The organism is Bacillus cereus group sp. MYBK95-2 (assembly GCF_051915225.1).
Lineage (GTDB): Bacteria > Bacillota > Bacilli > Bacillales > Bacillaceae_G > Bacillus_A > Bacillus_A cereus.
Genome location: NZ_JBQAEH010000001.1, coordinates 1,019,514 through 1,034,053 on the forward strand (window position 1 = coordinate 1,019,514; position 14,540 = coordinate 1,034,053).

Here is a 14,540-nt window from a genome sequence, read left to right on the forward strand (position 1 = left end):
TATTTCCTCCTCTATCTATTACTTATCGTTTTTCGGTGCTAAAACTAAGAACATACTGCGTCCTTCCATTTTAGGCTTAGATTCAACTGTGCTAACTTCAGCACAAGCTTCTGAGAAGCGATCTAAAACACGTTGACCGATTTCTTTATGAGTAATGGCACGTCCTTTAAAGCGAATTGATGCTTTAACCTTGTCGCCTTTCTCTAAAAACTTGATAGCATTACGAAGTTTTGTGTTAAAGTCGTGTTCATCAATTGTTGGACTTAAACGAACTTCTTTCATGCTAATTACTTTTTGATTTTTGCGCTGCTCTTTTTCTTTCTTCTGTTGCTCAAAGCGGAATTTACCGTAGTCCATAATGCGGCATACTGGCGGTTTCGCATTTGGAGCAACTAATACTAAATCAAGATTAAGATTTGCAGCTAAGTCTAAAGCGTCATTACGAGACTTGATTCCAAGTTGATCGCCATTTGCGCCAACTAAACGTACTTCACGTGCACGAATTTGCTCGTTAATCATCATATCCTTGCTAATAGTAAGCCACCTCCAAGGTTTTCTCAGAACATATTTTGTAGTCATAGAACCCGAACAAAAAAAGTGCGGGCATACGACACCCACACTTGTAAAATCTTAAGTAAGAAATACATTTACCTGTTAACTGCGAATGCGTCCATCAGGTGAGAAGCGGGTGCTTCTACTTGTTCCACAAAACAATATTCTATTATCCTTGATGAGTTTATCATAGGACATGACGTCTGTCAAGAAGACGCGATGTGTTTTACTAACAACAAGAAATATTGTAACAAACAACTAACATACTTGCAATACTTTTTTATGATAAGTGTTACATGGTTATTTTTTCTAATTTTTCTCAAGTATATTACATAAAAAAGCCGCGGTATACCGCGGCTTTTTCTTATCGTTTTCCTTCTACTTTAATCATGTCAACAAAAGCATCTAATGCGATTGTTTCTGATTTTTGTTCACCATATTTACGTACGTTTACGCCGTTTTCAGTTACTTCATTGTCACCTACTACAAGCATGTACGGAATTTTTTGCATTTGTGCTTCACGGATTTTGTAACCGATCTTCTCTTCACGAGTGTCTAATTCAACACGGATACCAGCACGACGCAATTCGTCTTGTACTTTCTTCGCATAGTCTAAATGTACTTGCGGAGAAACTGGAATTACTTGTACTTGAACTGGAGCTAACCATGTTGGGAATGCACCTTTGTATTCTTCAATTAAGAAGGCTACAAAACGTTCCATAGTTGATACAACACCACGGTGAATTACAACTGGACGATGTTGTTTACCGTCTTCACCAACGTATGATAATTCAAAGCGTTCTGGAAGCAAGAAGTCTAATTGTACAGTTGAAAGTGTTTCGTCTTTTCCAAGAGCAGTACGAACTTGAACGTCAAGTTTTGGACCGTAGAATGCCGCTTCACCTTCAGCTTCATAGTAATCAAGACCCATTTCATCCATAGCTTCTTTTAACATACCTTGTGCTTTTTCCCACATCTCATCATCCGCATAATACTTTTTAGTATCTGCTGGGTCGCGGTAAGATAGACGGAATGAGTAGTTCTCTAAACCGAAATCTTTGTACACTTCTAGAGTTAAGTTTACAACACGTTTTAACTCTTCTTTAATTTGATCTGGACGAACGAAAATATGCGCATCGTTTAAAGTCATTCCGCGTACACGTTGTAATCCAGATAACGCACCTGACATTTCATAACGGTGCATTGTTCCAAGTTCCGCAATACGGATTGGTAATTCACGGTAGCTGTGAATATCATTTTTATAAACCATCATATGATGAGGACAGTTCATTGGACGAAGAACTAATTCTTCGTTATCCATTTCCATTGATGGGAACATGCCATCACGGTAGTGGTTCCAGTGACCAGAAGTTTCATAAAGCTCTCTGCTTCCTAGTACTGGAGTATATACGTGATCATAGCCTAAGCTTGCTTCTTTATCAACGATATAACGCTCGATAATACGACGAATTGTTGCACCCTTTGGTAACCAAAGTGGTAAACCTTGTCCTACTTTTTGGCTATTAGTAAATAGTTTTAATTCTTTACCTAATTTACGGTGATCGCGCTCTTTCGCTTCTTCAAGCATACGTAAGTGCTCATCTAATTCCGCTTTTTTAACGAATGCAGTACCGTAAATACGTTGTAGCATTTTATTATTGCTATCGCCGCGCCAGTAAGCACCTGCAACGCTTAATAATTTAAACACTTTAATTTTCCCTGTAGATGGAAGGTGAACACCACGACAAAGGTCGAAGAATTCGCCTTGCTCATAGATTGAAATAACTGCATCTTCTGGAAGATCGTTAATTAAATCTAATTTTAACTCATCGCCGATTTCTTCAAAGCGACGAATTGCTTCTGCACGTGGTACTTCATGACGAACGATTTCTAAGTTCTCGTTCACGATTTTTTGCATTTCTTTTTCGATTTTCTTGAAGTCTTCAACTGTAATTGCTTCTTCCATATCAATATCGTAGTAGAAGCCATTTTCAATTACTGGACCAATGCCGAGCTCAACCTTAACATCTTTATATAAACGTTTTAACGCTTGTGCTAAAAGGTGGGCTGTTGAATGGCGTAAAATATATAGGCCATCTTCAGAATCTAATGTAATGATAGAAACTGCACCATCTTCTTCGATTGGTGTAACAAGATCGATCATCTCATCGTTTAATTTTCCAGCTACAGCTTTTTTCTTTAAGCCTGGGCTAATAGAAGCTGCGATTTCTTCAGTTGTTACGCCTTTTGGAAACTCCTTCACAGCTCCATCAGGGAAAGTAATTTTAACTACATCTGCCATCACTGGTCACTCCTCTTTTTCTCAAAATAAAAAACACTCATCCCGTAAAAAGGGACGAGTGTTGAATTCGTGGTTCCACCCTTGTTCCAATTAACATAATTGTTAATTGCTCAAGTTCAACATAACGGTGTTGTCCGTTAGCAATTACTAGAAAAACCGTTCACTGCTAAAGTTTAGAGGTGGTAAGTAATAATCCCGTACTAGGAAGCTCACACCCTAAGGCTTCCCTCTCTGAAAATCGTAGAAAACTACTCATGTCCTCATCATGACATTTCAATATATTTCATTTATGTAGGTAATTATATGCTCAAAAACTTAGAAAATCAAGGGCGTTACCTTTATTTTTTAAATTTTTCACATTGCGCTCAAAATCATGTAATCCATGTAATTGGACCCGTTCTTGGAACACATTTCGCAAAGTAATAATCATATTATGGTCTTGTTCTTTCGTATATAAATAAATCTTTTTAGGCGAAATAGAAAGAAGCGGCGCAATTACTTTCGTATCAATATATACATCATTTTGCTTTAATAATTCCTCATCTATATATTGGACCAACTTCTCCTGTTTTAAACGTCTACCTTTATCATCATAAAAGATAAAGCTTTCATCAAAAATAAGATGCACGCAAGACAAACGTGATTTACGGCTACTTACTTGTTGCCGAAGCGTCTCAATGAACATTTGGTATTCTTGCTCCATCTTATATTCATCAATTGCCACTTCCGCAAGTTTAGCCACCATTTCCCTATATGTACGAAGACGAAAACGGATATATGATGAAAACGAGAATGAGAGCGGATCACAAAGCCAATTATTTAAAGAAGACTTAATATATGACTCAAATGCGTTACGCGTTAAATCCTGAGCTACACCTTTTCTTCTTCCCTTTAAAATCTCATGTGCCATGTGCAATATTTGATGACACTCTTCTTGTTCTTCATAAAAAAACTTTTCTTTTAAAATCGTATAAATCCACTCATTTTGTTTCACATTCACAATGAAATACACCATTACTGGCAATAAGATTTTTTCAATATAATTCGATTCACGTACTGGTATGTGAATCACCACTTTTTGTTCCTGTAAATACACACTCGTTTCCTTATATAACACTTCCGCTCTTTTCAGCAATTGTCTATATACGTGCATAGCATCATTTTTTTCTTCGAAGCAAATTTCAATCACTTTTGTCCCCCCTTTTATCCCCGCTCTAAAGGACTGTATCTATACGTTACAAATCCTATAAGAGTCCGTCCCGCGTGAATTTCACTCTTAGTAGAATCACATTTCCTATCGTTAGAAAATCCACTCAATATGGCTTGCTAATTTTATATATATTAAGGGAGGGAGAAAAAAATGATACAAGCTACTATGAATTTTTATTGTATACTTTACTTATCAATAAAAGGGGGTATCTGAATGTTTGAATATAAATTCGTAAAAGTCGAATTACATTGGGGGTTCACTCGCTCAAAACCAGCTGAAGACTACCAAGAAATTATTCAAGAACATGCTAGAGATGGCTGGAGGTTCGTACAGATTGTTGCCCCTACGTTTGGCAGTTCTGGACAACCTGAATATTTCGACCTCATATTTGAAAAGAAAATATCACTATAATACAAAAGAGCAAGCTTCTCAGCTTGCTCTTTTACTTATGACGACGGTTTTTCCCACCAATCGGAATTGGTTTCGCTAAATATTTAATTCGTTCCATAATACGTGCTGCCTTCATTTCTTCAGCCTCGCCACGCTGCGTATACGTTAAATGGTGTTCCAGTTGTTTAAAATCAAAATTAGACGTAAAGAACGTCGGTAAGTTTTCTAACATACGGAATTGTAAGATTGCACCGAGTACATCGTCACGGACAAAGCTTGACATCGCTTCTGCCCCGATATCATCTAACATTAAAACTTGTACGCGTTTAACCGCATCAATCTTCTCACCAATCGAATTATCTTGAATTGAACTTTTAATTTCACGTAAAAATTCCGGGAAGTATACGAGCATCGAACTTATTTTCTTTCGAGCAAGCTCGTTCGCTATTGCTCCTAACAAATACGTTTTCCCTACACCAAATTTACCGTACAAATATAAACCTTGTGCTTTTTTACCTGGTTCATATGTACTTAAAAATTCATTCGCTGCACCAATCGCATCGATACGTGCATTTAAATCAGAAGGATCTAAGTTTTCCATAGTTGCCTGTAAAATATCCGTTGGCATATATACACTTTGAACAAGTTTTTCATATTTCTTTCTCTCGTCATGCGCTACTTTTCTAACGCAGCGATCGTATTGAATATCAATCATCTTCCCTTGAATAACAAGCTTTGGCTCGTACCCTTGTAGCATATTTTTACATGAGCCTAAATCCGGACAATCCACGCAACCTACACTTTGTCCAATATATTCATATAACTTCACAAGACTACGCTCAATCATAGAAGTCGTTACTTCACCCTTATGTTCATCTATAAATTCTTTCACACGCGGATGCGCCATTACTTCTGCCTTTAATACTTCATATCTATTTTTAAAGTTTTCATTTTCCATTAATTTTGCAAATGAATTTTGAATATGCTCCATTTTCTCACCTCAAAGAGCGTTCATTCTCTTCTATTAATCACGCTTATATTTTTTTAACACTTCTTCTAGTCGTTTTCGTTCATCTTCTAGCGTACTTGCATCTTTTTCTACACTTACATCTTTCTTCACTGTTTCTTTCTCTTGTTCTTTCGGCTCTTCTTCCTTAAGCCAATCTGGCACCATTTCTTTCCGCACCGTTTTCTTCGCCGTACGGCCTTTTTTCTTCGTCTCAGCCCACTCTTGATATTGACGGTTCTCTTCTTTCGCTAACGCCATCGCGTCCGCTACTGTACCGACCTTTTTACGTGCCCAATGCCCAGCAATCTTCTCGACATACGTTTTCGCAAGTTTCATATCTGAGCGTAGCATAACGTAATAAATAAGTACATTCACAACTCCTGGTGTCAATTTTTGATTAATCATGATATCTTCAACGATCTGCAAGTCCGCTTTCGTTGCCTCTGCACCACCAGAAATCTCTTTCAATAGTTGTTTTGGTGAGATTTCCTCTAGCTGCTTTATTAGCATCTCCTCTTGCGATGAAGGCTCTTTCTCTTTCATCGTACGTGCAGCATGAGGCTGTACTCTTTCACTTAATACCGGTAATGCTTGACCATTTTCAAATTGATACCAATCGCGCGCTCCTTTTCTAAGCCTTTCCATATCAATTGTTTGCATCTCTGTCACTGCACCAAGAACGATATTTTGCATCGATAACACATCTACACCATACACGTAAGCAAGTGTTATAACGCAGTCTCTCACTTGATCTGTAATCGCCTTTTTAGGAACAAGAGCGGACAATCCATCTACAAATAAAGAGAAATCAAAGAAATCATTCCAAACTTTCGGAGCGTCTCCCTTCTCGTTACTTGGCATAGTTGTCGTTTTTGGAATACGAAGGTCTTCTTGCGCATGCTCAAGTTGTCCTGGATTAAACGAACCAAACACATCATTGAAAGAACGCGTAACATTTTCATAAGAAGCAAAATCAAATTCTTCTTCTAAGAAATATTGCTTTACTTGATTATATTTTGTCCTGCTCAATCGATTGTATAAAAAGATACTTAAAACAATATCATCAAAAAACTGCTTCGGAGATAAAGGTGGTTGCAACTCATATATGAACATTCGAATATCTTTTTCTTTCTTAATATATACCTTCAAAAGCCCAATTGCCTCTAACTTTACTCGTTCCTCATATACTTCAGGAAGTTGCATTTGCATAGTCACCATAAGGGAATGATGCGTATTCTCTTTTCCAAATACACGATCTTGCTCTAGCTCTCCCCATAGTGTCATGTATAAGCTAAAAGCTCTACTACCTATTAACGGCTGATACAACATCGTTAACACTTTTCGGTCGTAATTGTGCAGTAGTCCTTTCGCACTTACTTTATAACGATCAATCGGCAATAGCTCCATCCATGACTGTTTTTCCATTCTTGCTTTTCCTTTCTCTCATCCAATCTATCCTCTACTTCATTCGTTCTATCTTCATTATATAAATTCTTAGTGAAAAAGAGCTATTAGCTTGCGCTTCTAGCTCTCTTATCCTATTACTTACGGTATGTAAAGAGAATAAAATACAACTTCTACTCTCTTTCTTTTTGCAGTATATCTTTTAATTCTTCAATAAATACATTTAAATCTTTAAATTGACGATATACAGAAGCAAAACGTACGTAAGCAACATCATCAATATCGCGAAGTTCTTCCATAACAATTTCACCAATCATATCACTTTTCACTTCTGATATACCTAAATTACGCAGTTCACGTTCCACGCTTTGTGTTACTTCTTCTAATTGTCTTAAAGATACTGGTCTTTTTTCACACGCTTTAATTAAACCGCGTAAAATCTTTTCTTTATTAAACTCTTCTCGTGTGCCTTCTTTTTTTACAACGATAAGAGGTGACTCTTCTACCCTTTCAAAGGTCGTAAAGCGACTTAAGCAGCTTTCACACTCTCTCCTTCTTCGAATAGAGCGCCCCTCGTCTACCGGACGCGAATCTAACACTCTTGTACCATTATGAGAACAGGATGGACAACGCAATTCATTCACTCCTTTACACTATACTCTTTATTTTTCTCTACTCACTTCACCTAAAATATATATACAATATTATATAACTCATTCTAACTCTCTTACCACTTTAAGTTCCAGCGCATAACTTTATCATCTCATCCTTAAAAATAAGATGGTATATAGGGCACTACCTCATTTGCAAGAGTCCAATTTATTCAACTAACGAGTACGTTATATTTTCCCTTTTTTATAAACTAAAAAAGAGGTGCATTATACACCTCTTTACATTTTAAATCAATTATGTTCTTTTTTAAAGAGCTTTTGTTTCTCTCTGCTTAATTTCGAAGCTACCAGTGCCTCGAGGAAGCTCGATGCTCTCACGCGTTTTCGCGTTTAAACCTTCTGCAATATATTCTGCAGCAACATTTGGATCAATACGATCCCCACAAGTATAAACATCAATACTTGCGTAACCGTGCTCCGGAAAGCTATGAATTGTTAAATGTGATTCTGAGATAATTACTACTCCACTTACACCTTGTGGTGCAAATTTATGGAAAGCAACCTCACGCACTTCAGCACCAGCTCTTAGTGCTGCATCCACAAATAATTGTTCAATATACGGCATGTCATTAAGCTTGTCGAAATCGCAATCCCAAAGTTCAGCGATCACGTGACGACCCATCGTATCCATAGTATCCATTCTACAGTTCCCCCTTGTAAATTTATTCTAACTGTTCGAATTGAAAACTAATTTGCAATTTGGCTTGCTCCACTACCACGGGGGAAAGTTAGTCCAGAGAGGTCCTAACCCTTTAAGTAGTGACTACGTACCTCAGCTCTTAAGTTTACGAGTGTTAGTATACTTTGTTTATTTTCATTTTGCAACAACAGTTTTTTCGATTTTCTGTCATATTTTCCTCTTTACTTTTCCCTAAAAAAAATAAACGATTCACAAATGCAGTAATCACAACGTTTCGTGGTATGTCCACTTTTTAAAATATACTTATATAATTTTTTTCCTTTTCAGAAAAAATTAAAAAAAGAGGGCAAATATTGCCTTGCCCTCTCCTCCCTTATTCACTTAAATGTGTTGCACATTTTCTTGTTTCGCTAACTCTTGAACAACTAATGTTACAAGATCTACAACACGACGAGAGTAGCCCCACTCGTTATCATACCAAGCAAGTACTTTCACTTTACGATCACCCATTACCATTGTAGATAAACCATCGATAATAGCTGAGTGTGTATTTGTATTAAAGTCGATAGATACTAAAGGCTCTTCGCTGAATTCTACAATACCTTTTAACGTACCGTTTGCAACAGTTTTGAATGCATCGTTAATAGCTTCAACTGTCACATCGCGTTTTACATCTACTACTAAATCAACAAGAGACACGTTTGGTGTTGGTACACGAAGTGCCATACCATGAAGTTTTCCGTTTAAATGTGGAAGAACTTTTGCTAGCGCTTTCGCAGCACCTGTCGTTGTCGGAATGATTGATTGTCCGCAAGCACGTGCTCTTCTTAAATCTTTATGTGGGTTATCAATATTTTTTTGGTCATTTGTATAAGCGTGAACTGTCGTCATTAAACCGTTTTCAATTCCAAACTGCTCATCTAACACCTTCACAACAGGCGCTAAACAATTTGTTGTACAAGATGCATTTGAAATAACAGTATGTTTTGTAATATCTAATTGGTCTTCGTTCACACCAACTACAATTGTTACATCTTCATTTTTACCAGGCGCTGTTAAAATAACTTTTTTCGCTCCAGCTTCAACGTGAAGAATTGCTTTTTCTTTCGAATTAAATTTACCAGTTGCTTCAATTACAACTTCAACACCTAAATCTGTCCAAGGCAATTCCTTTGGATCGCGGTTGTTTAAAAGGCGAATCATTTTTCCATCAACTAATAAGTGATCTTCAAATGCTTCTACTGTTCCGTCAAACTTGCCATGAACTGTATCATATTTAATTAAGTGTGCTAACGTTTCAGATGGATAGCTTGCATTGATTGCTACAATTTCGAATGCGCTTTCTTTTATTGCTTGACGAAATACCATTCTCCCAATACGTCCAAATCCATTAATTGCCACACGAGTCATAATATGTTATCCCCCTTGAATGCGTTATACTATTTATCTCCAATCCCAATAATAGTATAACACAAAAAGGGGATATGTCACTAAGCATTTTCATTAATTTCACAATTTTTTAGTCAATAATGTTCCACTTTTTTAAAATTACCTGCAATTGTGTTTTCGTTCCCATAATTGTGCCATCATTATTTATCACTTCATCTGCATTTTTCATTTTTTCTTCTAACGGCATTTGAGATTGAATACGAGCTGTTGCTTCCTCTTCTGAAAAGTTATTTCGTTTCATTAAACGTTCTAATTGCGTATGCGGCTTAACCGCTACAACTAAAATGCGGTCAACGAGACTTGTTAATTTGCTTTCAAATAAGAGAGGAATATCTAACACAACCGCTTGCATACCTTCTTTTATGTACATTTCCTTTTGCCTATTCATTTCCTCACGCACTGCAGGATGAACAATTTTATTTAACTGCAATCGTTTTTCTTCATTATAGAAAACGACACTTCCTAGTTTTGGACGATCTAGTTCTCCATCCTCTTGTAACACTTCCGTTCCAAATACTTCTACTATTTTGTTATATGCTGGTTTTCCTCGCTCTACAACTTCTCTTGCGATAATATCTGCATCAATAACTGGTATGCTCAGTTCACGAAACATTTCTGATACCGTACTTTTTCCGCTTGCAATGCCTCCCGTTAATCCAATTACTACTGTCATAATAATCCTCCTCATAATAAAAGGCGCGAAACTAATGTTCCACGCCCATACTTACATTTTCCAAATTCCAATAATGATGAGTAATACTCCAGGCAGGAATGTAAATTTTTGTAACCATTTCATATTTGATAAAACCGTTCCAAGTTTCATTCCAATAAATAAAAACAAAGAACTCATAACTGCAACTAATATCGCCATCATAGCGGGTGCATACCCTAATAAAGATGCACCAATTCCGGCACCAAATGAATCTACAGAAAGAGCTATACCAAGAAGTAATGCTTCTCCTGCAGAAATGGTGCCTGATTTATCAAAATCTGCTACAGTCGGTTTCCGTAAAATTTGAATCACTAGCCCTAGCGAGGCAATCTCTAATTTCCAGACCTTCTCCTCTTGCTTCGGTTCTTCTTTTTTCTCACTTCGAAAAAATTGATATAATACCCAAATCCCTATTCCAATAAGAACAAGCCCACCGATACGCGTTGCGATAACAGGTGAAAATACTTTCGCGATCATATGTCCAATTCCCATTGAAACAAGCATAACAGCCGCTGAACACATTCCGATAATTATAATTGATCTTAGTGGAATTCTTACGCTTCTTAAACCATATGTTAGCCCTACACTACAGCTATCTAAGCTTAATGTAAAAGCTAATAAAATAAGAGATAAATAAAGGTACATCGGTAAGCTCCTCCCTTATACATAGCTCTGCTGTATGTATATGACAAATGCCTATCCGATGTTATCTCTTTTCTATATTCTAGGCTGACAAATTGGGCAGTAATGCGTTCCTCGCCCGCCAACAACTGTTTTTTCTAATATCGTGCCACAAGTTACGCACGGCTCTCCTTTTTTCCCATATACATTTAGGAGTTCTTGGAACGAACCAATTTGCCCTTGTGAGTTGATATACGTCCGAATTGTACTTCCGCCACGCTTTACTGCTTCGCCTAGCGTTGTAACGGTAGCCTCATAAATTCGCTCAATTTCTTCTACTGTTAAAGACGAAGCTTCTCGTTCTGGATGAATTTGAGAACGGAATAAAACTTCATCTACATATATATTTCCAAGCCCTACTAAAAGACGCTGGTCCAGTAGCACAACTTTTATTTTACGATTTGTCTTTTGTAATCTTTCTTGTAAATACTGCGGTGTCATTTCAGCATCAAATGGCTCCGGACCTAAGTCAACAAGAGGCATTTGGTTCATTTCTTCACCTTTCTTAAAGAGATGCATCGTACCAAACTTTCTCACATCTTTATAATGTAATTCCGTTCCATCTGTAAATAAGAAACGGACGTGCGTATGTTTATCAATCGGCTCATCCTCTTGATGTAATAAAAACTTACCTTCCATACGCAAATGTGAAACAATGACATAATTCGTTACATATAAAAGCAAAAACTTTCCTCTTCGCTTTATATTTTCAATCTTCTCGCCTTTTAGCATTTCTTTAAAGATTTCTGCATCATCCGGTCGTTTCACTATTTTTGGATAAGTAACAATAACATCTTCAATCGTTTTTCCTGTTACAAGATTTTCAAGTGTCCGTCTGACGTTTTCAACCTCTGGTAATTCAGGCATTTCATCACTTCCTTATTTTGCGTCGTACCAAGTTGGACCGTAAGAATAATCAACTTTCAGCGGAACTGCAAGTTCAATCGCATGTTCCATTACTTCAGGTACAAGCTGCTCTAATTTTTCGATTTCTTCTTTTGGTGCTTCAAATATTAATTCATCGTGTACTTGCAGAAGAAGACGCGCTTGTAATCCTTCTTCTTCTAAACGATCTGCCATAATAATCATCGCTTTTTTAATAATATCTGCTGCAGTACCTTGAATTGGTGTATTCATCGCTGTACGCTCAGCGAAGCTACGCAAGTTAAAATTACGACTCGTAATTTCTGGAATATAACGGCGACGATTTAATAATGTAGCTACATATCCTTTTTGTTTCGCATCTTTTACGATGTCCTCCATGTATTCTTGTACACCAGGGAAACTTTCTAAATACTTTTCAATAAATTCCGCTGCTGCTTTTCTTGTAATTCCTAAGTTTTGTGAAAGACCATAATCACTAATACCATACACAATTCCGAAGTTAACAGCTTTCGCTTGTCGTCTCATATTTGAAGTTACTTCATCTTTTTCAACGCCAAATACATCCATAGCTGTTTTCGTATGAATATCCATGTCATGTTGGAACGCTTCAACTAGCCCTTTATCATTTGCAATATGAGCTAATACACGCAGTTCGATTTGTGAATAATCAGCCGCATACATAATCCATCCTTCTTCTGATGGAACAAATGCCTGACGAATCTTTCTTCCTTCTTCTAATCGAATCGGGATATTTTGCAAGTTCGGATCCGTTGAACTTAATCGACCTGTTTGCGTTAACACTTGATTAAAGCGAGTATGAATTTTAGATGAATCTTCATGTACAACTTTCAGTAAACCTTCAATGTAAGTTGAATTTAGTTTCCCTAATTGACGATAATGTAAAATATTTGGAATAATTTCATGGTGATTCATAAGCTTATCTAGTACATCAGCTGACGTAGAATAACCTGTTTTCGTCTTTTTAATAACCGGTAAGTTTAAGTTCTCAAACAGAATAACACCAAGCTGCTTCGGTGAATTAATATTAAACTCTGTTCCCGCAAGCTTATAGATTTCCTGTTCCATTTCCTTTAATCTACCCGCAAGTTCTTCTCCCATATTACGAAGACGCTCTGTATCAACTTTTACACCCTTTACTTCCATATCAGCTAATACACGTGCAAGCGGCAATTCTAACTCTGTAAACAGTTCATATTGCTCATTCTTCTTTAACTCTTCAACGAATGTTTGCTTTACATCATATAATACATGCACTTTACGAGCCACATGCTCCGCGACTACCTTTAACTCTGGAACAGCACGCTTCGCACCTTTTCCGTAAACTTCTTCATCTGATTTCACAGCATGCGTTTCTTTCATTTTCGCTACAGTACGGAAATCTTTATCTGTATCAGCCGGGTCAAGTAAATAAGCAGCGATTAATAGATCAAAGTCAATCCCTTGCATATCTATCCCATTCCATTTCAGTGCAACGATTGCACGCTTCGCATCAAATGTATGCTTTCTCATCTCTCCATCTGCAAGCCACTCTTTAAAAGCATCTGACTTAAGAGCAATGTCTGTCTGAATAAAGTAACATCCATTTTCATTTTGAATACCGAAACCTTGAATGTCTGCTTTATGATAGTTATCTTCTTGTACTTCAACGATAAGCGCACTATCTTGCTGAAGCATTTCTTCTGTAACTTCTTCCACAATATCAAATGTAATATCATCTAATTCAGCTGGAGCTGTTTCTTCTGGCGTAACGCCTAATTTATTTAAAAGAGATGTAAATCCTAAACTCTCGAACATTGGAATGACATCACTTGCTTCATATCCTTTATACGCCATATCATCCACATGAACTGTAATCGGCGCATCTGTAATAATAGTTGCAAGATCCTTACTCATAAGAGCTTGTTCTTTATTTTCTTCCAGTTTTTCTTTTAATTTCTTCCCACTTACTTGATCTATATTTTCATACACCGCTTCAACCGTTCCAAACTGTGTTAACAATTTAATTGCCGTTTTTTCACCAACTCCTGGTACACCCGGTATATTATCTGATTGGTCTCCCATTAAACCTTTCATATCGATAATTTGCTTTGGTGATAAGCTGTATTTTTCAAATAAAGCTTCTTTCGTATATTCATCCACTTCTGTAATCCCTTTTCGCGGAATACATACAAGCGTGTTATCAGAAACAAGTTGAAGTAAATCTTTATCTCCTGAAATAACTTTTACACTTGCCCCTTGCTCACTCGCTTCTTTCGCTAACGTTCCCATGATGTCATCCGCTTCATAATTTTCTAATTCATAACGCGGTACATTGAACGCATCTAGCATCTCACGAATAAACGGGAACTGCTCTGATAATTCAGGTGGAGTCTTTTGACGTCCTCCTTTATACTCACTATACGTTTTATGACGGAACGTTGTTTTGCCTGCATCAAACGCCACTAACATATGAGTTGGCTTTTCTTCCTCTAATATTCTCATTAACATCATTGTAAAACCGTAAATTGCGTTCGTATGTATACCTTTGTCGTTATTTAAAAGCGGTAGTGCAAAGAAAGCACGATACGCGATATTATTACCATCTACTAATACGACCTTTTTTTCCAAAATTGAA

General features: G+C 37.0%; 13 protein-coding genes and 2 other annotated features. Of the genes, 1 reads left to right on the top strand and 12 read right to left on the bottom strand.

What is annotated here, in order from left to right; genetic code table 11:
• Positions 1-18: 18 nt before the first annotated feature.
• The 3 genes from infC to ytxC all read right to left on the bottom strand — a co-directional run bounded on the left by infC (position 19) and on the right by ytxC (position 4,043).
• A complete protein-coding gene (infC, locus tag ACTFN4_RS05280; protein WP_000973215.1) occupies positions 19-522 on the bottom strand; it encodes a translation initiation factor IF-3 in 504 nt (167 codons plus the stop codon).
• Positions 523-585: 63 nt separating this feature from the next.
• Positions 586-706: a sequence feature (ribosomal protein L20 leader region), on the bottom strand.
• Positions 707-916: 210 nt separating this feature from the next.
• On the bottom strand, positions 917-2,854 hold the full coding sequence (thrS, locus tag ACTFN4_RS05285) for a threonine--tRNA ligase (RefSeq protein WP_000786083.1): 1,938 nt from the start codon (positions 2,852-2,854) through the stop codon (positions 917-919).
• A gap of 47 nt (positions 2,855-2,901) precedes the next feature.
• Positions 2,902-3,130 (bottom strand) — a binding site (T-box leader).
• Between the two features lie 31 nt (positions 3,131-3,161).
• The gene (gene ytxC / locus ACTFN4_RS05290) at positions 3,162-4,043 is read right to left on the bottom strand and encodes a putative sporulation protein YtxC (protein ID WP_000569629.1); all 882 of its coding nucleotides are present in this window, start codon (positions 4,041-4,043) and stop codon (positions 3,162-3,164) included.
• Positions 4,044-4,277: 234 nt separating this feature from the next.
• On the opposite strand from ytxC, the gene ACTFN4_RS05295 reads away from it, so the two are divergent.
• A complete protein-coding gene (locus ACTFN4_RS05295) occupies positions 4,278-4,475 on the top strand; it encodes a DUF4177 domain-containing protein (RefSeq protein ID WP_000464456.1) in 198 nt (65 codons plus the stop codon).
• Between the two features lie 31 nt (positions 4,476-4,506).
• Here ACTFN4_RS05295 and dnaI read toward each other — a convergent pair whose 3' ends face one another.
• The 9 genes from dnaI to polA all read right to left on the bottom strand — a co-directional run bounded on the left by dnaI (position 4,507) and on the right by polA (position 14,533).
• Positions 4,507-5,445: a primosomal protein DnaI gene (gene dnaI, locus ACTFN4_RS05300; RefSeq protein ID WP_000400104.1), complete on the bottom strand. Its 939-nt coding sequence runs from the start codon at positions 5,443-5,445 to the stop codon at positions 4,507-4,509.
• A gap of 33 nt (positions 5,446-5,478) precedes the next feature.
• Positions 5,479-6,888, bottom strand: coding sequence for a replication initiation and membrane attachment family protein (locus ACTFN4_RS05305; RefSeq protein ID WP_197201661.1), 1,410 nt, complete (start codon positions 6,886-6,888; stop codon positions 5,479-5,481).
• Between the two features lie 152 nt (positions 6,889-7,040).
• Positions 7,041-7,502, bottom strand: coding sequence for a transcriptional regulator NrdR (gene nrdR, locus ACTFN4_RS05310; protein WP_001203687.1), 462 nt, complete (start codon positions 7,500-7,502; stop codon positions 7,041-7,043).
• Between the two features lie 283 nt (positions 7,503-7,785).
• On the bottom strand, positions 7,786-8,169 hold the full coding sequence (gene speD, locus ACTFN4_RS05315; protein ID WP_002003660.1) for an adenosylmethionine decarboxylase: 384 nt from the start codon (positions 8,167-8,169) through the stop codon (positions 7,786-7,788).
• Between the two features lie 390 nt (positions 8,170-8,559).
• Entirely contained in the window at positions 8,560-9,588 is a 1,029-nt protein-coding gene (locus tag ACTFN4_RS05320; protein WP_439962112.1) for a glyceraldehyde-3-phosphate dehydrogenase, read from the bottom strand.
• Positions 9,589-9,697: 109 nt separating this feature from the next.
• The gene (coaE, locus tag ACTFN4_RS05325; RefSeq protein WP_000219283.1) at positions 9,698-10,300 is read right to left on the bottom strand and encodes a dephospho-CoA kinase; all 603 of its coding nucleotides are present in this window, start codon (positions 10,298-10,300) and stop codon (positions 9,698-9,700) included.
• Positions 10,301-10,351: 51 nt separating this feature from the next.
• Positions 10,352-10,984, bottom strand: a complete 633-nt coding sequence (ytaF, locus tag ACTFN4_RS05330) for a sporulation membrane protein YtaF (RefSeq protein WP_000281744.1) — start codon at positions 10,982-10,984, stop codon at positions 10,352-10,354.
• Positions 10,985-11,056: 72 nt separating this feature from the next.
• On the bottom strand, positions 11,057-11,887 hold the full coding sequence (gene mutM, locus ACTFN4_RS05335) for a DNA-formamidopyrimidine glycosylase (RefSeq protein ID WP_086403650.1): 831 nt from the start codon (positions 11,885-11,887) through the stop codon (positions 11,057-11,059).
• Positions 11,888-11,899: 12 nt separating this feature from the next.
• The gene (gene polA, locus ACTFN4_RS05340; RefSeq protein WP_000412802.1) at positions 11,900-14,533 is read right to left on the bottom strand and encodes a DNA polymerase I; all 2,634 of its coding nucleotides are present in this window, start codon (positions 14,531-14,533) and stop codon (positions 11,900-11,902) included.
• Between the last annotated feature and the right edge of the window lie 7 nt (positions 14,534-14,540).